At 66.0% G+C, this 23,219-nt stretch carries 20 protein-coding genes, 1 tRNA gene and 1 riboswitch; of the genes, 7 read left to right on the forward strand and 14 right to left on the reverse strand.

Going from position 1 to position 23,219, the window contains the following annotated elements; all coding sequences use genetic code 11:
• Window positions 1-16: 16 nt before the first annotated feature.
• Genes N2652_00800 through N2652_00820 form a run of 5 tightly spaced genes read right to left on the reverse strand, consistent with a single transcriptional unit; the run spans window position 17 to window position 9,195 of the window.
• Window positions 17-3,100, reverse strand: a complete 3,084-nt coding sequence (locus N2652_00800; GenBank protein MCX7817749.1) for a hypothetical protein — start codon at window positions 3,098-3,100, stop codon at window positions 17-19.
• 2 nt (window positions 3,101-3,102) lie between these two features.
• Window positions 3,103-5,298, reverse strand: coding sequence for a hypothetical protein (locus tag N2652_00805; GenBank protein ID MCX7817750.1), 2,196 nt, complete (start codon window positions 5,296-5,298; stop codon window positions 3,103-3,105).
• Window positions 5,295-7,262, reverse strand: a complete 1,968-nt coding sequence (locus N2652_00810) for a BatA domain-containing protein (GenBank protein MCX7817751.1) — start codon at window positions 7,260-7,262, stop codon at window positions 5,295-5,297. The genes N2652_00805 and N2652_00810 overlap by 4 nt, the downstream gene beginning before the upstream one ends.
• Window positions 7,259-8,170, reverse strand: coding sequence for a DUF58 domain-containing protein (locus tag N2652_00815; GenBank protein ID MCX7817752.1), 912 nt, complete (start codon window positions 8,168-8,170; stop codon window positions 7,259-7,261). Before N2652_00815 ends, N2652_00810 begins: the two co-directional genes overlap by 4 nt.
• Window positions 8,167-9,195, reverse strand: a complete 1,029-nt coding sequence (locus N2652_00820) for a MoxR family ATPase (GenBank protein ID MCX7817753.1) — start codon at window positions 9,193-9,195, stop codon at window positions 8,167-8,169. The genes N2652_00815 and N2652_00820 overlap by 4 nt, the downstream gene beginning before the upstream one ends.
• A 92-nt stretch (window positions 9,196-9,287) precedes the next feature.
• On the opposite strand from N2652_00820, the gene N2652_00825 reads away from it, so the two are divergent.
• On the forward strand, window positions 9,288-10,889 hold the full coding sequence (locus N2652_00825; protein MCX7817754.1) for a glycosyltransferase family 39 protein: 1,602 nt from the start codon (window positions 9,288-9,290) through the stop codon (window positions 10,887-10,889).
• A gap of 13 nt (window positions 10,890-10,902) precedes the next feature.
• Window positions 10,903-12,693, forward strand: a complete 1,791-nt coding sequence (locus N2652_00830; protein ID MCX7817755.1) for a SurA N-terminal domain-containing protein — start codon at window positions 10,903-10,905, stop codon at window positions 12,691-12,693.
• Between the two features lie 136 nt (window positions 12,694-12,829).
• On the opposite strand, the gene N2652_00835 is transcribed toward N2652_00830, so the two are convergent.
• Genes N2652_00835 through N2652_00855 form a run of 5 tightly spaced genes read right to left on the reverse strand, consistent with a single transcriptional unit; the run spans window position 12,830 to window position 16,917 of the window.
• Window positions 12,830-13,633, reverse strand: a complete 804-nt coding sequence (locus N2652_00835; protein ID MCX7817756.1) for a prepilin-type N-terminal cleavage/methylation domain-containing protein — start codon at window positions 13,631-13,633, stop codon at window positions 12,830-12,832.
• 3 nt (window positions 13,634-13,636) lie between these two features.
• Window positions 13,637-13,915, reverse strand: coding sequence for a hypothetical protein (locus N2652_00840; protein ID MCX7817757.1), 279 nt, complete (start codon window positions 13,913-13,915; stop codon window positions 13,637-13,639).
• Window positions 13,912-15,561, reverse strand: coding sequence for a glucose-6-phosphate isomerase (gene pgi / locus N2652_00845; protein ID MCX7817758.1), 1,650 nt, complete (start codon window positions 15,559-15,561; stop codon window positions 13,912-13,914). Before pgi ends, N2652_00840 begins: the two co-directional genes overlap by 4 nt.
• A 26-nt stretch (window positions 15,562-15,587) precedes the next feature.
• Complete coding sequence (locus tag N2652_00850; GenBank protein ID MCX7817759.1) at window positions 15,588-16,445, reverse strand: SAM-dependent chlorinase/fluorinase; 858 nt, start codon at window positions 16,443-16,445, stop codon at window positions 15,588-15,590.
• 7 nt (window positions 16,446-16,452) lie between these two features.
• Window positions 16,453-16,917, reverse strand: a complete 465-nt coding sequence (locus N2652_00855; protein MCX7817760.1) for an isoprenylcysteine carboxylmethyltransferase family protein — start codon at window positions 16,915-16,917, stop codon at window positions 16,453-16,455.
• A gap of 30 nt (window positions 16,918-16,947) precedes the next feature.
• On the opposite strand from N2652_00855, the gene bioD reads away from it, so the two are divergent.
• From bioD to N2652_00880, 5 genes are all read left to right on the forward strand, one after another.
• Window positions 16,948-17,694, forward strand: a complete 747-nt coding sequence (bioD, locus tag N2652_00860; protein ID MCX7817761.1) for a dethiobiotin synthase — start codon at window positions 16,948-16,950, stop codon at window positions 17,692-17,694.
• Window positions 17,695-17,725: 31 nt separating this feature from the next.
• Window positions 17,726-18,616, forward strand: a complete 891-nt coding sequence (purU, locus tag N2652_00865; GenBank protein ID MCX7817762.1) for a formyltetrahydrofolate deformylase — start codon at window positions 17,726-17,728, stop codon at window positions 18,614-18,616.
• 80 nt (window positions 18,617-18,696) lie between these two features.
• Window positions 18,697-18,835: riboswitch (cobalamin riboswitch) on the forward strand.
• 136 nt (window positions 18,836-18,971) lie between these two features.
• Window positions 18,972-19,811, forward strand: coding sequence for a DUF4465 domain-containing protein (locus N2652_00870; protein ID MCX7817763.1), 840 nt, complete (start codon window positions 18,972-18,974; stop codon window positions 19,809-19,811).
• Complete coding sequence (locus N2652_00875; protein MCX7817764.1) at window positions 19,789-20,568, forward strand: hypothetical protein; 780 nt, start codon at window positions 19,789-19,791, stop codon at window positions 20,566-20,568. The genes N2652_00870 and N2652_00875 overlap by 23 nt, the downstream gene beginning before the upstream one ends.
• A gap of 61 nt (window positions 20,569-20,629) precedes the next feature.
• A tRNA-Lys gene (locus N2652_00880) sits at window positions 20,630-20,705 on the forward strand.
• A gap of 38 nt (window positions 20,706-20,743) precedes the next feature.
• On the opposite strand, the gene N2652_00885 is transcribed toward N2652_00880, so the two are convergent.
• Genes N2652_00885 through N2652_00900 form a run of 4 tightly spaced genes read right to left on the reverse strand, consistent with a single transcriptional unit; the run spans window position 20,744 to window position 23,176 of the window.
• Window positions 20,744-21,301 carry an isochorismatase family protein gene (locus N2652_00885; protein MCX7817765.1) on the reverse strand — a complete coding sequence of 186 codons (558 nt, stop codon included), beginning with the start codon at window positions 21,299-21,301 and terminating at the stop codon, window positions 20,744-20,746.
• Between the two features lie 26 nt (window positions 21,302-21,327).
• A complete protein-coding gene (locus N2652_00890; protein MCX7817766.1) occupies window positions 21,328-22,002 on the reverse strand; it encodes a TonB C-terminal domain-containing protein in 675 nt (224 codons plus the stop codon).
• A complete protein-coding gene (locus N2652_00895) occupies window positions 22,002-22,415 on the reverse strand; it encodes a biopolymer transporter ExbD (protein MCX7817767.1) in 414 nt (137 codons plus the stop codon). Before N2652_00895 ends, N2652_00890 begins: the two co-directional genes overlap by 1 nt.
• Window positions 22,416-22,417: 2 nt before the next feature.
• Entirely contained in the window at window positions 22,418-23,176 is a 759-nt protein-coding gene (locus N2652_00900) for a MotA/TolQ/ExbB proton channel family protein (protein MCX7817768.1), read from the reverse strand.
• Window positions 23,177-23,219: the final 43 nt, after the last annotated feature.

Consider the following 23,219-nt stretch of genomic DNA (forward strand, 5'->3'; position numbering starts at 1 on the left):
CGATCGGCGGTGGGTCCTAGGGTTGGCGTTCAATCGCACGGAAATATCCCTCCAGCACCTCCCGAAACTCCGCGGGGACCGCCTCGTCCACGGTGCCGGCGGCTCGCTGAGACGGCCGCGCGGAGGGCGATGTCCCCTCCCCCGCCCCATCAGGTCCGCTCGACGCCCGCGAAGTGTTGCCGCCCGCAAGGCTTCCGCCCCCGGCCCGCGCCAGCGCCTCCAACATCCTCGTCACGGCGGACATCGCCTCGGCCGACGGAGCCGGCTGACCTTCCGAAGGACTGCCGGTCGCCGCACTCAATGCTGCCGCGATCGACTCGATGATCTCGGTCTGAATCGCAATCGCCGCGGCGTCCGTCTGAGGTTCTCGTAACGTCGCCGCCGAAACGAGCATGGTTTGTTCGATCGTCTCCATCCACTGAAGGACACGCCCTCCGACAAGATCGTTGAGCTTCCGCAGGTCCGTCTCGATCTGCTCTTGCCGGTCGGCGAGGGTATTGGCTGCGGCGCGATAGTCCTCGCGCTCGCTGCGTTCACGGTCGAGCTGACGGGTCGCCTCGCGCAGGCTTTCCTGCCGCGCACGAGCCCGTAGCAATCCCATCAGCACCTCCGGCGGCAGCGAAGGGGTTTGCCCGCCAATACCGCCAGCGCTGGAACCTGACGAGTTGGGCGCAAGCAGTTCCGCCCACCGCGCGAAATCCTCCGCCAGCTGCCGGCTGAGAGCCATCGCGGCCATCACGTGATTCTCCAAGATCGCATGCCGGCTTTCGTCGTGGCGCTCCACCACATCCGGATTGCTCATCGCCTCTCGGATTTCACCATACACCCGCCGACGGGAGCGCTCATAGAACCCCGCGAGGTCGTCACGGAGGTTGCGCGCATCGTCGCGACGGCGCGCCTGCAGTTCCGCCCACCGCGCCAACTCCGCGCGCCGCTCTGGATCCAGCTCCGAAGGGTACAGCCCGGCAAGTGTGGAGACCTGCTTTTGCAGCGTGACCGCTAAACTTGCATGGTGCTGTGAAAGCTCACGCAGGCGTTCCAGAAATGACCGGCTCGCCCATTCGTCGCCGGCGCTGGCCGCATCGCGCAGGATAGAGGCCAGCTGGTCTGTTGCCGTGCGCTGGTGCATGGAGGCCTGCCGCACCTGCTCCCGGCGGCGACCGGCCGTGGTACTGCGGCCGGCGGCCCCCAGCGTCTCCGCCGCCGATCTCATTGCGCCGGCCGCCACCGCCTGCAGGCGTTCCGCAATCATTGCCCACTCGAGCACCGATGCCTCGGCGATCGCCGGATTGCGCAACGCTTCGAGCGCCAGACGTGCTGCTTCTTCTGCCAGCTTCGAGGCGCGTTCTGCGTCGCGCTGCTCGCCGCTCTCGGAGCCGCGCAATCGCTCGTCGTTGATCGCGCCAGTGAGTTCGCGATCTCCCAGAGCCGCCAGTTCGTCCGAGAGATGGCGCCTCGCCTCTTCACGACGGCGAAGCTCCTCGACGACGGCCTGAATCGCGCGTGCCTGCTGCTCCAGCAACTGTGCGTGACGCGCCCGACTCACAACGAGAATCCGGTACACCGGCGTGTAGGACGGTCCACGATCGGGAGCGTAATCCAGCGCCGCAGCCCAAAGCTCGATCGTTGTATCCGGCGGCCACCGGAGCGCGTCGGGGGACATCGCCACCGTGCCCCGCAAAAGCGACTGGTCTGCCGCCCCCTCCGCGACCATGCGCATCTGACCGGCGCCGCCTGCTGACGTGCCCTGCGGTGCGGCTCGCCATTCCACCCAGATCCGACGCACCCCGACGTCATCAGTCGCAACCACATCGAACTGAAGCGTCTCGTCCTCGAGAATCGCGACCGCACCCTCGAGCCCCTCGCATCGCACGCGGGGCGGGGCATCGGGCACGCGCTGAACGCGAAGGCGGAGCGGGACGGCCGGCGTGAGGCCGAGGACGTCACGCCAGTTGATCACAAGCTCATCCGGCAATCGGTGCGACCCGCCGAGTGGGGAGGTGGTTGTTGCCAGCAGCCAGGGCGTCTCAAAACGTTGATCGGCGACCTTCATCGGCGGCCCCTCTGCGCCATTCAGGGTGGCTGCCACGAGGTCCCGGGTTGTTCGTCCACGCAGCATCACCGCCCCGGCCTCAGGGACCGTCAACCAGCCGGCCTCGACCAGGCGCGTCTCGTCGCCACGTCCGTGCCAAGGCGGCGAGCGAATGGTCGCAGTCAGTTCCACGAGCGCCGGCCGCTGTTCGGGCCGCAATCGGAGATGACGAATCGCATCCCCGACGCGCAGCGTCAACCAGGCCGGGTGGTTCTGGCCAGGAAGCTGGAACCGGACGCGGCCCTCCTCACCGACAAAACGTTTCCAACGCATTCGTCCGACCCGGCAGGAAGCATTCAAGGGGCGCCGCCTCTTCCCCCCCTGCACGGAGCATTCCAGCTCGAACGGTTCGCCGAGCGGAACAATCATCTCAGCCGGCAGCTCGCCGATCCTCACAAAGGTAAACCGCGCAATGGAGGCCATCGGCCGCAGCCAGCGATGCAGGGCGTTCCGGGCGGGCTCGGGGTGTCGAACAGCCAGAAGGGTTACAGCGGCAAACAGGCCGACCGCGATCACCGCGATCCGCTGGACCATCCCGGCCGGAGCTGCTGCCCGGACGTCGATCAAATCAGCCTCACGCGCGACCTGTTCGATCGCGGCTCTGCGCAAAGGCGCCGACGCATTGGCCGCGCAACCGCTCTGCGGATCGGCGAGCTCGACCGCCCCCAACAGCCGGTCGCCCAGCGCCGGAATCCTTCGCTGGATCCGCCGGGCGATCTGCCGGAGGTCGGCCGGAGCCCACATCCACCGCCACCACCAGCGCGCAAACGGCAGTGCCACGCTCAGGGCGCCGGCAATCGAGCACAGCCATCGTACCGGCGACGGCGTTTCGCAGAGACGGTCGCAGACGTAGAGCACAAGAAAGCTTGACGTCGCCCCCGTCGCCGCCAGGCCGGCCGCCAGTGCAGACTCCAGCCGGCGCAGCCGTTTTCGGACCGCGCTGATTCGGCTCTGCAGCGCCAGCGGTAGTTCAATTGCGACGCTGCGGTCAGGGTTCGCCGGTCTCACAGTTACAGCTTACCTGCCAGTTTCCTCGCGCACCAATACGCGGTGAGGGCCAGCCCGATCGCCCCACCCCACACCGGGTGACACCACAAACGAAACCGCAACTCCACCGGCTGCGTTTCCGGTAGCATGTGAATCGCCGCAAGCGCTTCAGCGATGCCGGCGGTGTCGGCCCAGCGGCCGCCGCCGACGAGTGCGATTTCCCTCATCACATCCGGTCTCGCCGGCTCGCCAACTCGTTCCCGAACCAGGGGGGACACTTCGATCATGCCGGCGACTGTGGCGCCCGAGCTGACGTCGCGAATGACGACCTGGTGAGGGCCGGCCTGGTCGGCTGTCCAGACCCCTTCGTGGAGGCCCCACGAGGGCTCCACCGGAGCAAGAAGCATCTGCGTTTCGCGTCCGTCCGGACTCGTGATCCGGGCATGTATCGTGCCGATGTTGGCGGCCTCTGCGGCCCCTGAGGCTGCAATCACCTGTATCCGGCTGCGTTGTCCCACCTGCGGACGTTCGGGCATTGTAAACCACCGCAGCCCTTCGGCATGTCCGAGATGCCGGCGGTGCGCCATCCAGCGGATCACCTGTCCCCAGAAGCGGTAATGATAGGTGTCCTCCACTCCGTGCCGCCATCGCCACACCGCGTCCGTGCCCATGTACAGCACCCGCCCCAAGCCGGCTGCACGCACTGCAATCAGCGGGATGCGCCCCTCCTCGTTACGGGCCAATGCGTGAACAGCCAGCACTTCGGTGCCCGGCCGTGTGCGCAGTACACGCGCATACCAGAAAAAGCCAGGCAACGCGCGCCAAAGCAAATCGTTCGACGCAGGATCGTCCGCCAGCTGCACGAGCGGGTGCTCGCGACTGTCCGGCGTCAACTCGAATCGCGCCTCCAGTGCGGAGGCTTCTCCCCGCGAATGTGTGGGATCCAGTTCGACCGGTAGCAAATCACGCAACGGCGTTTGGGCAAGGGTGACTTGCCGGCCCTGCCGCCCCGCAATCAAGATCAGACCTCCTCCCTGATACTCCACCAGGCCACGGATTTCCTCTGCCTGCGCCGCCGTAAGCCCGCCCTCGCCGGCACCAATGTCCCCGAGCACGACCACATCGAACGAGGCAAACTCCGCGCGCGCAGATGGAAACGCCGGCAGATAATCCCGGCCACCGCCCGGTGGGAGTTGCGGATGCGCCAGCCAGCACTTGACCTCTGTGCCCGGGTCCCGAATCAGCGCGTTCCGCAGATATCGATATTCCCAGCGAGGCAGCGTGTCGGCCAGCAGCACTCGCAACACCGCGCGGCGAATCGGAATTCGCACGTCGCGACGATTGTTCTGGCGATCAGTTTCCTCCGGCTCAGCGGGCACTTCCACTGACCAAAGGGCCTCACCCGGCTCCGACGGCCGCACCGTCAGACGGGCGCGGGCGCTGGACTGGGGTGCAAGGCGCACCGGCTGACGGTCGACCACACGCCCGTCCCGCATTAGTCGAATTTCCGTTTGCAGCTCACGATCCAGTCGGTTGCGGACCTCAACCGGCACGTCCAGGCGCTCGTCGGCCAAACCGTACGCGGGCGCAAGCACCCGCTCTACGGCGACATCCGGTAGTGGCTGCGCCCGTCCGACGCAAATGGCATAGACGGGTACGCCGGCGGCGCGCAGCCGCGCCGCAGCCAGCGCCGGAGGCGGTCCCGCGTTCCAGTCTCCATCCGACAGCAGCACAACCGCGCGCAACGATCTTGCCTCGCTGAGTGCCGACTCGAGCGCAGCGTGCAGATCCGTCTGTCCCTGGTCAGTGCCGCCGCCAACCGGCGGGGCGCACACTTCCTTCACGTCCGTCTCGTACCGGCCGCCGAGCACCGTCCGGATCTGGTTCGTCACCGCCTGCCGGACCCACTCCGACCGCCGTACCCATCCTCCCCGGCCATCGTCCACGTCGGCGGTGTCCATGCTCGCGGACACATCGCACAGCACCGCCACCCGCGTTTGTCTCGGGGACTCGAGCCGCCGCACAACTTCGGGCTGTAACAGGGTGAGTCCGAGCATGAGCACAATGATTGCTCGCAGAGCCTCCAATCGGCGCGTCGTCCGATCGCCGGCGCGACGGATGTGACGCACCATCAGCGCCGCGGCGGCAAACAGCAGCACCGCCAACAACGCCAGCCGGGCGGGCGACGCCTGCAGCGACCAATGGAGCACCCCGTTCACGGAAGGGCCGGTCGGTGCTCGCTGCCCAGCAACCAGCTCTCTGCAAGAAGCGCCAACATCGCGAGCACTGCAAGTGCGGCGGATATCTCCGCTCGCGCGGTTTCCTCCCCAGCGTGCGCCGTTGTGTCGCCCGCAAACACGGTCCGCACGGGCGATAGTTTCTGCCGAATCGAGTCGGGCCGCACCTCCTCCGCCTCATCCTCCTCCGGCGGGCGATTTAGCGCAATCATTCGGCCACCTCGCCGGAAGATCCCCGCTCCGTAACCGGGCCGGCTCGAACTGCTTCCCTCAATCGGTCGCCAGTCGCCGTCCGCGAAGGCCGGCCACTGGCCGCACTGCAGCGTGTCGGCGGCCTCCCACCGGCGCGCACCTTCCTCGAGCATCCGCTGCAGCATCGGGACCCAAACCCACCCTTCGGCCAGGGTTGACCATTCCGTTAGCGGAAGCGTGCCGAGCGCGTAGGTTCGGCCCGCTTCGCACACCCGGCCCACAAGCAGCGGAACGCCATCCCCCATCACGGCATGAATGGCGTCTTCCAGCGGTTGTGTCGTCGGCACCCGGCGGTGACTCACAGCGAGCCGCTCCACCGGAATCGGCTGGCCATCCGAGCCATCGCGGAGCGGGCCGTCCCGGCGGTTCCATGCTGCAACACGCCAGGGATGTTCTGGCGCCGACTCCAAGGTGCCCCATGTCCAGTCGCCGCGACGGTGCCCTGCTTCAGTTCCGGGCATCCAGAGCGCGCTCGATCCCTCCGCGACCACGCGGCGAATTGCGGCGATGTCCGCCTCCGACAATTCCGTGCCTTGAATCACGACCAAAGCGACACGGCCAGTGAGAGCCGCAGCGACCGAGCCGGCTCGAGCTCGGACCACCTCGACATGTCCCGTTTCCAACGGCGCCAGCGCCCAGCGCAGCCGGCGTTCGCATTCGTCATGTTCCGCGACGATCACCGCCCGGCTTTCAGCCGGTTTCGCCACCGCGAAATAAACTTGGTCATCCACAGGCGCTGCGTCGGGCGGCAACTCCACCGTCCCCCAAAAGACAGGTTGATCCACCGGCCACTCAAATGAGCGTTGAATGGTGCTGAAGGAAGGGCCGGGTCTCACTTCGGCGGCGGATCGCACACCCATCGCATTCCACGAGAGCATCACGGGCTGATTTGCGGCTGCACCTTCCGCCCGGATCGCCACGACGACATCCACTCGCCATCGCCCGCTCACCGCTACGCGTCGCACCCCCACCCACCGCAGCGTACGGTTGGCAGACGGCGCACCGCGGCTGGCGAAGAGTCGCACAGTCACATCCTGCGGGAGCGCCGCGAGCGAAGCGGCGACAACCCGCCAGCGCGGATCCTCTAGCCGCCACGAAGAGGCCTGCAGGTCGCTGAGGACCCAAAGTTCGGCGCGTCCGGGTCGCTCCAGCGCCAGCGCCTTCGCCGCGGCGCCGAGCAGTGCCGGCAGGTCCGCACCAGCATCGGTCGGCGCCGCGGCCGCCAGCTCCGGAAGCACAGCCGGCTCGGCGATGGTCTGAGGCAGGAGGGTCGCACTGTCCAACAGCACAAATCTGGTCTGGCGCCATAGCTCGCGCGGCGACCGCGCAATCGTTTCCAGCGCGGCCACGCGTCGCGTCCGCCCGCTGTCTCCCATGGACAGCTCCATGCTGGCGGAGCGATCCAGCGCGATCACCACCAGGTCGGGGGGGCCGGCCAGCATGGCGCCGAATCGTCCCCCCGCCAGCGGCCTGGTCAGCAACAACAGCAGTGCGGTCAACGCTGTGACGCGACAGGCAAGAATCAGCCACTGCCGAATACGCGAACGACGCGTGGATGTACGGGTCGCGATACGCAAAAAGGCAGTCGCCGCCCATGGCATCCGTCGGTAGCGGAGCCGGTTCAACCAGTGAATCACGATCGGCAACGGCGCGGCGAGCAATCCCCAAAGCAGCTCGGGCTGCAGAAAGATCACCGCGCCCCCCCGCCGGCCCGTGATCGGCTCAGCACGAATGCGGCGAGCACATTCTCCAGATCCGCGTCCAGCAACACTCGGCGGTAGTCCACGCCGAACTCACGACAGCCGTGTTCAAGCGCGGCGAGGTGGGCGGTGACCGCCGCCCGATAGTCGTCGCCGATCACCGCTGGGTCCGTGACGACGGCGCCGCCGCCCTCGAGATCATCGAACCGCATCGGCCGGTCAAACGCGAAACCAATCTCGAGCGGATCGAGCAATTGAAAAACGACCAGGTCATGGTGTCGGAAGCGCATGTGCTGGAAACCATCCAGCACTGCGGCGGCATCCGCAAAGCAGTCGGAAATGACCACGATCATCGCACGCCGGCGCGCGCGCTCGGCAAGGCGATGCAACGCCTCCACGAGCGCGGTGTCGCCGGCCGGCTCCGCGTCCCGCAGCGCGTCGAGGATCAGTTTCAGGTGGGCCGGTGAACGCCGCGGCGGCAGTTCGAATGCCGCCGGCTGCGCGCACAGCATCAACCCCACCGCATCGCCCTGCTGTGCCAGCAGCCATGCGAGCGATGCGGCGAGACGTCGCGCAAAGTCGAACCGGCGCACGTGCGTTCCGCGGAAGCCCATCGAACCGCTCGCATCAAGCAACAACCAGGCGCGCAGGTTGGTATCCGCCTCGAACTCTTTCATGTAGTAGCGGTCGGTCCGGGCGATAACGCGCCAGTCGAGATGCCGGATGTCATCCCCCTGCACATACTTGCGGTACTCCGCAAACTCCACGCTGGAGCCCCGCGTCGCACTGCGATGCAGTCCGGACACAGTCCCGAGCATCGGCGAACGCGCCTGCAGCGTCAGCCGTGAAAGCCGGGCAAGCATGGCCGGATCGAGCAACTCGCGATGAGACGGCGACGTCATCGGCCGTCCGACGAGAGCTCCGCGATCAGTCGGCGGATGATTTCGCGGCTGTCGATTCCCTCTGATTCGGCGTGAAAGTTCGTCAGAATGCGATGCTCCAACACCGGCATCGCGACGGCGTGCACGTCGTCCACCTGCACGAGATAGCTGCCTCGGAGCACCGCGTGCGCACGAGCGCCGAGCACGAGGAACTGCACCGCGCGCGGGCCGGCTCCCCACTGTACCCAGCGACGGACCCACGCCGGCGACTCGGGCAAGGAAGGCCGCGAACGTCGAACCAGCCGGACAATGTACTCGATCACGTGATCCGGCACCGGCACGCGGCGGATGAGTTGCTGGCCTTCGATGATTTCGGGACCAGAAAGAATCGGCGAAAGCGCCGGGCGCGAATCACCGGTGGTTTCCCGCGCAATCCGTCGCTCCTGCTCCTCCGTGGGATAGTCCACCCGAATGAAAAACATGAAGCGGTCCAGTTGCGCTTCGGGCAACGGGTAGGTCCCCTCTTGTTCGATGGGGTTCTGAGTCGCCAGCACGAAGAAGGGCGGATCCAGCGGATAGCGCTGCGATCCGTAGTTCACGGCCTGCTCCTGCATGGCCTGCAGCAGCGCGGCCTGCGTCTTGGGAGGCGTTCGGTTGATCTCGTCGGCGAGCACCACGTTCGCGAAGATCGGCCCCCGCACAAATTCAAATGCGCGGCGGCCGGGCGTGTCGGTTTCCTGCAGAATTTCGGTGCCGGTGATGTCGGAGGGCATCAAGTCCGGCGTGAACTGGATTCGGCTGAAACGAAGCCGCATGAGGTCACTGATCGTGTGCACGAGAAGGGTCTTCGCGAGGCCGGGGACGCCCATCAACAGCGCATGCCCCCGGCAGAACAGGCAGATCAGCAACTGGCTGACCACCTCGTCCTGGCCGATGATCACACGAGCGATCTCACGGCGGAGGCGGTCGCACATCTCCCGAATCCGATCAATCGCTTGGACGTCGGCGTCGTTCATCGTCGCCGAGGGCGCGGAGAGCTCGCTCATGGACCTGCACCTCAACCGTCCTGCGGCCAGAAAGCTGCCGCGCGAACCGCGGCTTGGCCCCGCACGGCCGGCTGCCTACCATCCTGGCGGATATGGCGACGACGGTCCAGCCGGCCGCGAAGACACACACCGACACCTCCATCACGGCGCGGCGCGCCGCGGCCCTTGTGGCGACGCTGACGATATTGCGGCTGCTGTACTCAGCCACGCTGGAGCTGGCGGGCGACGAAGCGTACTACTGGGTGTGGTCGCGACATTTAGACATTGGTTACTACAGCAAGGGGCCAGCGATCGCGTGGGTGATTGCGGCCGCTACCCGGCTGTTCGGCGACGCCGAATGGGCGGTGCGGCTGCCGGCAGTGCTCGCCTCCGCGATTTCCAGCTGGGCGCTGTACGGTCTGGCACGCCGTCTCTACTCGCCGCGCGTGGCGTTGCGCGCGCTGGTCGTCGCGGCGACGATGCCACTGCTGCTGGTGGGCAGTCTATTGATGACGATCGACCCCCTCAGCGTTGCGGCCTGGCTGATCGGCGCCGTCGCGCTGCACGACGCCTTGCGCACAAACGCACGCCGCCACTGGATCGGCGCGGGGCTGGCGGTGGCCGCTGGCACTCTCGCGAAATTCACGAACCTCGCCCAGCTGCCCAGCTATGCAATTGCGGCGGCGATATGCCCCGACGGCCGCCGGCTGCGCCGGCCCGGGCTCTGGCTGGCCGTCGGGATCGGCCTGCTGGGTCTCGTGCCCCCGTTGGTGTGGAACTGGAACCATGGCTGGGCCACGCTGCAGCATCTCCGAGCCCGTGGAGCGCTGGACCAACCGTTTCGCGGCGATTTACTGGCGATGATCGGCTTCTTGGCCAGTCAGGCCGCAGTGCTGTCGCCGGCGTACGCCGCGGCCCTTATCGCTGGCCTTCGCCGCCAAGGTGGAGAAGAAGCGCGGGCGCCGTTGCGTTTTCTGGCCGCGTTCGTACTGCCCCTGCCGCTGACCTATGCGCTCGTGAGCCTGAACGGCGAATGGGAACCAAACTGGACCGCCCCGGCCCTCGCGATGACGCCCGTGCTGCTGGCGGGTTTGTGGAGCCCGGCGATGGATTGCAACCCCGTGGTCCGTCGCCGAGCCCACCAGCTGGTTGCCGCGCACGCGGTTCTCGCGGTCACCGCGCACCTTCTGCTGCTGGGACCGTGGATATTCGGGAATGATCGTTTCCGGCGCATTGGCGGCGCCCGCAGCTTGGCGATGGAGGTCGCGCGGGCTCGTGCCACGGAGCGCTGCGACGCAGTGATCGCCGGCGGCTATCAGCTTGCCTCACTGCTCATCTACTACACGCCAGGCCACCCCTGGGTCTATACGCCTCCCTCCAATCCGCCCGCCCACCAGTTTGCCTTCTGGCCCGGCTACCGCGACCGGCCGGACATTCAGCGAGTGCTCTACGTCGCTAAAACGGAGCATCTTCCCGATCCGCTGCGACGGGACTTCGAATCGGTCCGCGCACTGGGCTGGGTACACCCGGTCTATCGTGGCCGGACGATGCGGCCCCACCATCTCACCGTGCTCGAACGCCGGCGCCACGGTGCCGCATCTGACCCAGACCCGAGCGCGTCAGTCAAAGGGCGGAGGGGCGGTCGAACGGATTTGACCCGCTCCGCGGTTTCGGACACGATGCGGGGCTTCCGCCCGGCGGCGGAAGGAAGGTAACAGCGCCATGCCGATGTGGATCGGGAAATTTCACGCGATGATCCAGTCCCGGATCACCTGGATCATCTTTCTGGTCGTGATCGTGTTTTCCTTTGTGATCTGGGGCACCCCCTTCCTGTTTGCGAGCCGTGAAGAACGGGAACGCGGTGCGGCCGGCGTGCTGAATGGGCGACCGGTGACGCGGGCCGAATACTGGGACGCTCTCCAACACGTGCGGCTGGCCATCGCGCTGGCCGCAACGGGACAAATGCCTTCGCTGGACGAGCGGACCGAGCCCACCTTGCGCCGACTCGCATGGCAGCGTTTGGCGTCGCTGCGCGAAGCCGCGCGGCTCGGCATCGTGATTCGACCCGATGAAGTCCAGGACGCGATTCGATCCCAGCCGATGTTTCAACACGAGGGCCGCTTTCGCCTCGAGGCCTATCGCGGATTTGTAAATCGCCTGCTCGGTGAGACGGGACTCGGAGAACCGTTCTTTGAGGAGCACGTCGCACAGGAGTTGGCACTGCAGCGGCTCCGCATGATCACGGCGCAGGCGGTCCTCGCGCCGCCCGCCGACATCGCCCGGGTCTTCTCCGTGCTCGAGGACGTGTTCCAGATTGAGTACCTCGAGCTGCCCCCCTCCATCGTCGAGACCAACATCGCCCTTAGCGAGGCACAGATTGCGGACTATTTCTCCCGCCACATGACCAACTACGCGATTCCGCCGCGGGTGGTCGTCCAGTATGTCCATTTTCGAGCAGCCGACCATCTTTCCGAGGTGCCGCCCCCCGAAGCCAACGACATCGAGGACTACTACGACGAGCATCGTCAGCAGTACACCATTGAAACACAGGAAATTGTGACCAACCTCGTCGAGGCACCGACCCCGCCGGGGACCTCTTCCACCAACACGCCGGCAACGGCGCAACTGGCGACCCAGACCGTCCGTCGGGTACGACCGCTGGACGAAGTTCGCCCCGCCATCGTAGAGGCACTCCGGCAACGCCGAGCGATGGACCGCGCTGAACAGCGCGCGCTCGAGTTCGTTGGCCGCATTTCGCCGGACCGTCCGACTCGCCCCCTCTCGTTCGAGCAAGCGGCCCGCGAGTTCGGCGTGGAGGTTCGTGAGACCCCGCCGCTGCTTCGGGACGTCCCCCTCGCGACAGTGGACGCAGGTCTTCGTTTCAACCGGGCCGCATTCGAGCTGAGGGAAGCGCCGGACGAACGCTTCAGCCTGCCCGTTCGCGGTGAAAGTGGCTACTTCGTACTGTGGCTGAAGGAACGGCTCCCCTCGCGTATCCCCGAGCTAGCGGACGTGAGGGTAGAGGTCGAACGTGACGCCCGCGAGGAAGCGATTTCGGCGGCACTCGACACGTGCGCGGAGTCACTGCTGCACGACCTTCGCGCCGGAAAGACGACACTCGCCCAGGCGGCCGCCCGGTGGAATCTTCCGCTCCAGCAGCCGCCAGAATTCACGGCGACGCGGATGCCCACCAACCATCCGGCGGTCGAACGACTGATGGGCGAGCTGGCCACCTGCAATGCGGGGGAGTACACGCCGGTTGTCCGCGGGGGCCCTGACGGAACAACGCGCCTGGTCGCACACGTCATCCAGCGCAAGCCTGCCCCCCCTGGCCGTCTGATGGACATGAGCCGGAACATCGCCGATCTGATCCTGCGGGAGCGCGAAGCCGCCTACCACCGCGCGTTTGAAGCCGAACTATTGAAACGCGGGCAACTACAGGATCGCATGGGCCGCTCCGAGTCCGGTGCCGACGCGCGAGAAGATCGCGCCAGCGAAGGGGACTCATCCGACTCCTGAACGGCGTGCGATGTGCCCGCTGGCCCGCCCGCACCGGTGACCGAGCCCGGGGGAGTCTTTCTCGCCCCAACCAATGGCGGCAGACTGCTTTCTGAGTGATCGTCGGCCGGCCGGCGCGGCAAAAATCACGCCCAACTTACTGGCGATTCCACCAGCCCCAGCCGTTCGGCGCGGCCACTGCCGCGTTGTACAGCGGGATCTCGGTCCCGGACGGTGCCCGCGCCCGCCAGTCCTGCGAGCGCGGATTTTTGAAAATACCGCCGGTTTTGCGCGCCGGCCCGATCGAAACGACCGCTCCCTCCGGCGTCCCAATGTTCCCGCGCCCCCGATGCCACGCACCCAGCCGATCCGTGGATTTGTGAAACGGCTGGATGTAGCCAGCGTTCAAAAATTCCGCCGGGTCCTCCTCAACCAACCACGGGCAGGGTGTTTCCTCCAAGCCAGAGCCCAGATCCACCCGCGCCCGGGACGGCATGCGAGACTGTTTCGCCCCCGCAAAAATCTCAAACATTGCATAATCGAAGTACCCGTTGCTGCCCGTCCCGCTGCGGAGGGGACCCGGTTGCAATCCCGGACAGCGGCTCAGCCGGCGGGCCGCATCTCGACCGCCAAGATAGTTCAACAGCGTACCGAGTTTGCCCTGGGGCCATTCCGAACTCACGGTCAGGCCGGGGGGAAGCAGCTCCTGCCCAATGAAGCACATTTCCCAATCGTTCGTCGACTGAGATCCGCGGCTCCACGCTGACGCCATCAGACCATTGTTGTCCGCCGCGAACGCCATCGCCGCCTTCAGGAGCCCCGACATGTTGTTGCGGCAGGCCGTTTCCCGCGCGCGGGCAATCGCCTGCCCGATCTGCGGAGAGATCAGCATCATCAGCACCCCGATGATACCGATGACCGCGAGCAGCTCCACCAGCGTAAATCCGCCCCTGCGGTTCATGGCTCACTTCTCCCGGATGATCTGCTGCGCCGCAAACTCGCCACACTTTGGGCAGCGGAAAAGGTCGACGCCATCGCCCGACCCCCGAACTTCGCCCCGCTCAAAAGCAGCGTTCATCTCCTGAGGCGACATCTCAAACTCGTGACCATCCTTGCGGCATTGCATCACATAACGCTGCCCCTTCGGAAGACCCTGGGGCGTGGACGCACCGCAGCCGCTTCCGAACAAGCCGACGATGAGCAGTGCGGCGGCGAACTGCGGCCAACATTTCAGTTTTGTCATTCTGTCTTCCCTCTCTCGTCGGCGGACAACGGCCGTGCGGGGCGAAGCCGCCGCTCGCGGTAACGTCGGATCAGCGCGTTGGTGGAGCTGTCGTGCCGGAGGTCCGGCTCGGCCGCGCTCTGCAGCTCAGGGAGGATTCGGCGGGCCAGTTGCTTGCCGAGCTCAACCCCCCACTGGTCGAAGGAGCAAATGTTCCAGATCACACCTTGCGTGAAAATCTTGTGCTCGTATGCGGCGATCAGTTGGCCCAGCACGGACGGATTGAGCTCATCCGCCAGAATCGTGTTGGTGGGTCGGTTTCCGGGGAAGACCCGATGCGGCACAAGCTTCGGAGGCACCCCTTCTGCCGCAACCTCCTCCGCCGTTTTGCCAAACGCAAGCGCCTCCGTTTGTGCGAAGAAGTTGGCCATCAAGCGGTCGTGATGATCACCGATCGGATTTTGGGTGCGACAAAAGCCGATGAAGTCGCACGGCACAAGCTTGGTACCCTGGTGGATCAGCTGATAGAAAGCATGCTGGCCGTTGGTGCCGGGTTCTCCCCAAACAATCGGCCCCGTCTGCCAGCGCACCGGCCGTCCGCGCCGATCCACTCGTTTGCCATTGCTCTCCATGTCGGCCTGCTGCAGATAAGCAGGCAGCCGCGCCAGATACTGATCGTAGGGCAGGATCGCGTGCGTCTCCGCCCCCCATACGTTGTTGTACCAAACGCCCAGCAGCGCGAGGATGACGGGAAGATTCCGCTCGTACGGCGTCTCGAGAAAGTGCCGATCCATGCGGTGAAATCCGTCCAGCATCTCGCGGAAGCGTGCCGCGCCGATTGCAATCATCAGCGGTAGACCAATCGCGCTGCAGAGCGAATACCGCCCACCCACCCAGTCCCAAAACGGAAACATGTTCTCCGGATGGATTCCAAACTCGACGACCCTGTCGCGCTGGGTGGATACCGCCACGAAATGCCGTGCGACCGCGCCGTCGGCCTGCCCGAGTCGCCCCAGCAGCCACGATCTTGCGCTCCGAGCATTCGTCATCGTCTCCTCGGTCGTAAACGTCTTCGAGGCGACGATGAACAGGGTCTCCTCAGGATCTAGGTCTCGCACCGTCTCGGCCAGGTGCGTGCCATCCACGTTGGACACGAACGCGACGTTCAAGTGCCTTGCCGCGAACGGACGCAGCGCCGCACACGCCATTGCGGGCCCAAGGTCCGAACCGCCGATGCCGATATTGATTACGTTTCGAATCCGCCGGCCCGTACAGCCTCGCCAACTCCCGTCGCGCACCGCTTCCGCAAACGCCGCCATGCGCGCAAGCACTGCGTGGACCTCCGGTACAACGTTGTGCCCCCGAACCCGGATCACCGCTTCCGGAGGTGCGCGCAGCGCGACGTGCAACACCGCACGCCCTTCCGTCAAATTGATCGGACGGCCGTTGAACATCTCCTGCGCCGCCCCCTTCACGTCCGCCGCGTCGGCCAACGCGAACAACAAGGACATTGTTTCCTGCGTGATCAGGTTCTTCGAGTAGTCCAACAACAGATCGCCGGCTTCAACGGTGAACCGACGAGCGCGATCCGGATCTGCCGCGAACAGCTCCCGCAGATGGACCTTTTCGCGACGCATCTGACGGCCGTGCGCCAACAGCGCCCGCATATCTCGCAAGAAAGACCGGCGATTCTTCACTGTTTCCGCTCCGTTGCTCGCGGCTTCAGCTGCCCGGCCGGCCTGACTACAACCCACATTCCGGGCCGAAGCCCATATCGCTCGGCGGCCGACGCATCGCGCACCGCCAGCTCGAGCCGTCCGGCGGAGCCAAGATACACCAGCGGGCGGCCGGGGGCGACATCGCCATATGTCCGATGCAGCCGGCAGGCGCGAAACGTCCCCGCCCGGAGTCGCCAGCGGCCAGCAGGGAGATCCCGTATCTCGAGGCTGGTGATCGCGTTCCCGAAGCGATCCACGTGCAGCACCCAGCCCCGCACCTTGCCAGCGGAATCACGTTCCGGCCGGCCCCACTCCCGCAGTCGCGTGATCTCCCATCGCCGTTCCACCAGCCGCCTCCAGGACTCTCCGGCCACGAGCCGCGCCGCGACCACTGCGAACAGATCGCGTCCGTGAAACGTTGATGAGATGATCTCCGCACCGGCGGTCGGCCGCAGCCGCCATGCTTCGAATCGGTCCGCCGCCGCCGCCACACCGCTGAGCAGTCCGTTGTCCGGTGCGATTAACCAGCGGCGGTCGGCCCGCGCAAGCACCGCGGCGCGGGACGTGCCGACACCGGGGTCCACGACCGCCACATGGACGGTACCCTCCGGCCACCAGCGCCAGTACTGAGAGAGCACCCAGGCACCCGCTCGAATGTCGCCGCGCGGAATCTCGTGAGCGGCATCCGCCACTCGCGCTAGCGGCGCTCGCGCCGCCAGCACTCCCTTCATCGCTGCGACATAGCTGTCCGAATCTCCGAAGTCCGTCAGCAAGGTGATCCAAGGTCCCACGGGACACCGGTCGTCGGGACGCCGCACAGAAGGTCTCGCCATCACCCGATCACCAAATACCGGGCAGCCATCGCCAGGTTCGGGCGGCGTACTCGCGGTACTCCGGAAACCGCTCCGCAAGGTGCCGCTCCTCGAGCCGACTTTTGGCCGCCAGAACTGTCACCAGCACCAGCCACGTGAGCCACCGCGCCAGTCCTCCCGCGTGGAGTGCCAGTCCTGCCGCCGCGAGTGCGGCTGCCGTATACATCGGATGGCGGATCCACCGGTAGGGACCGCTGCACACCAGCGCAGTATTTCGCTTGGGTTCCGGCCACACGGACAGGCGCTTCCAGTGCATGGTCCGCAGCGCCCACACGCCGAGCGCAATCGCTACCGTCAGCAGACCGACCGCCGGCCACGGAGGCCGCCGGGCGGGCACGCTCAGCGCGAGGGCCGCCAACAGCGCAAACTGCGCCACGGTCAGCGCACGGCCCGCCATGCCGCGGATCGCTTCGCGAACGCCAGGGTCGCACATCGCCTTCACAATACCTAACATGGTGGCGTTGTGAAGTGGCGTGGCATCTTCGTCAGTGGCACCGACACCGGTGTCGGCAAAACAACCCTTACCGCAGTGTTGCTCGCCGCGGCGCGGCTGGCGGGGCAGAACTGGGTCGCCGCCAAGCCGGTGCAGACCGGCGTGCGGCCGCCCAGCGGAAAACTGCGCCGTCCTGTCGGTGACCTCGCGCGTGTGGCCCGCGCCGCTGCGTGGCGCCCATCGCCGGCGGTACTGACCGGCCTCCTGCAGCATGTGTTCACGCCACCCTGCTCGCCCCACCGCGCCGCTGAGCTTGCGGGCCGACGACTGTCTGCGGCGGTGATCGCCCGTCGTTTGCGGCGGAGCGCGCGGGGGGCCGACGGTCTGCTCGTGGAGGGCGCGGGGGGCCTCTACGTTCCGCTGAACAATCGGGAGACGATGCTGGACCTGATCGCCCATCTCGAGTTACCCGTGCTCCTGGCGATCCGGCCCGGCCTGGGCACACTGAACCACACGCTGCTGAGCTGTGCGGCCTTGCGCGCGCATGGCATTCCACTGCTGGGTTGCGTCGCGGTGCAGTCCTCGGCGGGACACTGGACTTCGCTCATGCGACATAACCTCGACACGCTGCGCCGGCGAGGGGTGCCGGTACTGGGACGGCTTCCCTTCCTGCCGAACTTCGCCCGGGCGCCCCGCACGGCTGTGCTTCGGGCGCTCCGCTCCCCTTCGCTTTGTTGGGTCTGGACGCTGTTGGAACGCCTTCGGGATCGTCATTGAATTCCGTCGCGCAGCCGCCGAAAATGCGATCATGAATCGGCTGCCTTGCACCTGCGATGGCGCAGGGTGTTCGGATTCCTTCGTGTTGCTGGCGTCCTGTCCGGACCGCCCCGGCATCGTTGCCGCGGTGACCACCTTCATCGCCCGTCACGGCGGCAACATCCTCGACCTCGAACAGCATGTTGCCGCCGAGGACCAGATGTTCTTCATGCGCGTCGAGATCGCGCACGCGGGCTTTCAGCTTTCGGCAGACGAGTTCGCCGCGGCGTTCGCGCCGGTCGCGCAGACCTTCGCGATGACCTGGCAGCTCCGGGATGCCAGCCTTCGGCAACGAATGGCGATCGCGGTCACCCGCGAGCCCCACTGCCTCTATGACATTCTCGCCCGATGGCAGTCGGGAGAGTGGGCGGTCGACATTCCGCTGGTGTTTTCGAACCGCGACGATCTGCGGCCGGTAGTGGAGCAGTTCGGCATTCCGCTCCATGTGTTCCCGAAAACGCCCGAAACCCGAGAGGCGCAGGAACGGCGGGAACTGGAGCTCCTCGAGGCGCACCGCGTGGACTTCATCGTGCTGGCCCGCTACATGCAGATCCTGAGCCCGGCCTTCGTCGCCCGGTTTCCCAACCGCATCCTGAACATTCATCACTCCTTTCTGCCCGCGTTTGCGGGCGCGCGTCCCTATCACGCCGCGTACGAACGAGGCGTGAAAATCGTCGGTGCGACCAGTCACTATGTGACGGACGAGCTCGATCGTGGGCCGATCATTGAACAGGACGTGATCCGCATCTCGCACAAAGACTCGGTCGCGGACATGATCCGGAAAGGGCGCGACAACGAAAAGGTCGTCCTTGCCCGGGCGATCCGTGCGCATCTCGAACATCGGATCCTGGTGTACCGGAACCGCACCGTCGTGTTCGGCTAAGCCGAATCTCGCACCTTGACGGTCCGCACATCGCTGTCTAGACTTCGCCGCCGTTGAGGTGGCACAGCGCCCGAGCGAACGGAAGTCCGTGAAAATCGGACGCGGTCGCGCCGCTGTGACCGGATGCGAAATTCCACGTGCCACTGTCGGATGCGGTTCGCGAACACGCGGGCGGTTCGATGGGAAGGCGGAAGAGTAGGAAGCCGGAAGCCAGAAGACGAGCTCGGGCGCAGCGGTTCCCGTCGCGCGGGATGTAGTGTGGAATCGTCGTGCCGGGCGGCATGACCGTGCCAGGCGACTGGTGCGTCGGCTCCCAGTGCGAGGGGAACGGCCTCACGCGAGAGGAGTCGACCGCATGCATGCAGTTCGTCTTGCCGCTGGCACGATCGCGTTGGCAACACTCTGCCGGGCGGCGATCATCTCGGTGGACTTCGAAAGTTTCGGGCTGCCCCCCCACGCCGCGCTGCCTTACACGGGCGGGTTCACCGCCGGCGGCATTGCATTCGCAAATTCCTGGACAACCTGGGGCGCGTTCACGAGCTGGAACGGGTTCGCCATCTCGACCGGAACGAACACCGTCACGCCCGGCTACCTGAACCAGTTTTCCGCGTGGTCGGGGGGTGGCGCGGAGGGTACCTCTCACTATCTGATCGGCTATGACGATGGGTTTTCGCTCGGACCCGACATGGTGATGACCTTCGCGACGGATGTGCTGGTGCACGGCCTGTATCTCAACAACACCACCTACACCGGCCTGGCAATCCGCGATGGGGACGACGGAGGGTTTGGTGCGGTGAAAAAGTTCGGCGGGCCGAGCGGCACCGATCCGGACTGGTACGTGCTCTATGTTGCCGCTTATGACGCCTCTTCAACACTGATCGGCACCAACGAGTTCTATCTGGCGGACTACCGATTTTCGAATTCCACCAACGACTACGTGATCTCCACCTGGACCTGGATGGACCTCACCGGCTTCGGCCCGACCGTGCGCAAGCTGGAGTTTACGTTGAACTCTTCCGATGTGGGGTTGTGGGGCATCAATACGCCTACGTACGTGGCGATGGACCAGATCAAGTACACGGTGATCCCCGAGCCGGCAACGTTCGGACTGCTCGCGGTGGCGCTGACTGTCGCTGCGGTCTTCCGGCCATGTCGCGCGAAGGTGGCGGCGAATGCACCGGATGCGTCGCCGTGATCGGCACGGTCGCGAAGGCCTCACGCTGCTCGAGGCACTCGTGGCCGCCGCGCTGTTTACGGCGCTGCTGGCGTTGGTGATCATCCCCGCCATCGCACAGACCCGGCGGTACGCGCTTCGGGCCGCCTGTGCCGCCAACCTGCGGCAGATGCACACCGCATGGATTCAGTACCTCGCAGATCATGGCGGCCGTTTTTTCCCCTTCCGGGAGGACCGGCCGGACGGCGTCCTCTGGTACTGGGGCTTCGAACCCGGCGGCGGAGGGCCGGAGGGGCAGCGACCACTGGACAAGAGCCGCGCACGACTGGCTCCTTATCTGCCGCACGGCGCCGTCGAGCTCTGCCCCACCCTTCCGATCCGTGCACCCTACTTCAAACGCAAGTTTATCGTCGCCAGTTATGGATATGGGATCAATGGATATCTCCTGGCCGACCTGCCCGGCACCCAACGCATGGGCGTATTCGTGCTGAATGACGTCCAGCGGCCCGGAGAAACGGTCGCGTGGGGCGACTGCATCCAGATCAACACCTGGCAGGCGCCGGCCTCCCCTGAGCGCCCGATGTTGGAAGAGTGGTACGTGCTCGACAGCCTGCCGCCGCCCCATACGCACTTCCGGCACGGCCGCCTGGCCAACCTGACGCTGGTGGACGGAAGTCTGCGCGCGTTCGAACCCGCTCAGCTGGATCCCCGCTGCGACGGACTGGCGGGTTACATCGACGAGCCGCGGTCGGACCGATGGTTCGCTACGCGAAAGTGAATGCGTGCCCTTTCCTCTCGACTTGCAAGAAACAGCCCACTGCGGCACACTGACGCCGCACGGATGCGTAGCTCAGTTGGCAGAGCAGCTGACTCTTAATCAGCGGGTCGGGGGTTCGAGTCCCCCCGCATCTACCAAGACGAAGAGGGCCACCGAAGCGGCCCACCATTACGGTTTAGCGAACCAGTTTCGAGATCTCGCGGAACACTGTCCCCTCGGCGGCGCGCAGCAAATCGAAGAGCACCATCTCCACGCAGGCGATGCCGGCGCCTGCGTCGCGCAACCGTACGAGGGCAAGATCCCGATGTGACGGATCGCGCGACGCGACCGCGTCCGCCACCACTTCAACGCGGTATCCCTCCTGCAGCAAATCCCGCGCCGTCTGCCAAATACAGACGTGCGCTTCGATCCCCGCCAGAATCAGCGTCGGACGTCCCAACGACCGGATCATCTCCCGAAACGGCGCGACGTCACAGCAGCTGAACGAGACCTTCTCCACGGGAGGGCGCTCAATCCGTTCGCGCAGCGGCGACACCGTCGGCCCCAGCTTCGCGGGCGCCTGCTCGGTGAACACGACCGGCAACCCCAGCAGCCGAGCACCGTCCACGAGCCGTCGGGCGCGGTCCGCCAGTCGCGCCGATTCCGGCATCACTGCCATCAATCGCTCCTGCATGTCCACAACCACAACGGCGGTTTCCGCCACAATCAGTCGATCGTGTCGGGTGCTTGTCATCGGCGCCACCTCCTAGGTGAAGGGGATCACTCTTGGCCCAGCTCAAATGCAATTTGAAGGTCGCGATGCGCTCCCGGGAACGCTTCGGGCAGTGGCGGCAGCTTCGTCACCGCGCGGAGCGCACGCTCCACCGATGCGTCGAGCGTGGCGTGACCGGAGAGGCGAACGGGCTCGGCGCGCAGGATCGAACCATCGCGCGCGACGCGGATCTGTGCGATCACGCGCAGCCCCGGGCCCGGTCGAAGGCCGCCAGGCTGGTCCCACGCGTCATAAAACACCTTCCGCACCAGCGCCAGATACCAGTCGGGTGGCGATGCACTCCGCGCATCGCCGGCCGATGACGGGGCAAGCGGCCGGCTCGGGGCGAGCAGCCGCTTGAGTTCTTCCGCCGTCGGCGCCAGACGGGGAGATGTGGGCGCGGGGCGGGTGATCTTCACCCGGCTCACCTGCACCTTGGGGCGCGGAGCCGCTTCGGGAATGTCCTCGCTTACTTTGGGCGGGGGTGCGGAGGGCGTCGGCGAGGCCGCCGGCGGGGCGGGCGTCACCAGCGCCACGTCCGGCACATTGTACACGGTGATCGAGTCGAATCGCCGCGGCCGATAGAAACAACTGCGCACCATGCCGGACACCGCCACCATCAGGATCAACGCGGCATGCACCGCGGCGCTTCGCGCAACGACGCGCCAGTCGGCCAACGCCATCACCGCGATTCCTCCGCCCGGTGAACCAGAGCGAGCTTCGAGATCTTCGCCTGGTGCAGGACTCGCAGTACTTCGGCGACACGCCCGTAGGGCACGTTCTCATCCGCGCGAACCATCACCACCAGGTCCGGATCCGCGGCGCCGAGCTGTCGCATTTCCTCGGCGAGAACATCCAGCGTCACTGACCGCTGGTCCAGGTGGATCATGCCGTCCCGGCGGATCGTAATCGAGCGGGTATTCCGCTGGGGCAGGTCCTCCGCCTTGCCCCGCGGGAGGTTCACCGGAACACCCTGTTCGATCAGGGGAAACGTGATGATGAACGTGATCAACAACAAAAACGTGAGATCAATCAGCGGCGTGAGGTTGATTTCCTTGATCTCACTCAGCGCGACGATGGTCGTGCGGCGCGGCATGGTCACTCCCGGCTGAAGGCACGCTGGACCTCCGCGACGAACTCTTGGGAGAAGTTGTCCATCTGAACCGCGAGCGTGCGGATGTGGCCGGCAAGCACGTTGTACCCCACGGAGGACGGCAGCGCGACCAGCAGACCGACAACCGTCGTGAGCAGCGCGCCCGAGATGCCGGGCGCCACCGCGGAGAGATTGGCGGCTCCCCGGTGTGCCATCGCACCGAACGCGTCGAGCACCCCCCAAACCGTTCCCAGCAGCCCCAACATCGGACTGGCACTCACCGCGATCATCAGCCAGCCCATCCCGCTCTCCAGCTGGAGCGCCTGATCCGCAACAGTGCGCTCGGTCACCCGCCGAACAACTTCAATCTGTAGCGGTGACAGCATCGCTTGCCGCCTCGTGGCGCCTCCTGACGCGACCGCGCCCAGGGTGCGCATTTCGGACTCGCCAATCTCCACGCCGATCGCGACACACCCCGCCTGGTAGACCTGAAACACCGGACTGTCCCGAAAGGCTGCCGAGCGGTTCTGCAGAAAGATTGCCAGCGGATTCGATTCCTGCCGGAACGCCGCAAGAAAGTCCTCCGAGGCCCGCCTCGCGCGCCGCAGATCGCGCCACTTTGAGTACATCACCGACCAGGCGCCGATCGAGGCGACTATGAGGACCAGGACAATGAGTTTGCCCGACAGCCAGTTGCTATCGATGAACGCCTGCCGAATGTCCGCCGTGACAGGTCGGACCAGCCACTCGCTCCACCACAACATCCGCATCTCCCCGTGGTCCGCCGCGCGCAGACCGAAGTTGCAT

This window comes from Kiritimatiellia bacterium, assembly GCA_026417735.1.
GTDB lineage: Bacteria > Verrucomicrobiota > Kiritimatiellia > PWTM01 > PWTM01 > CAACVY01.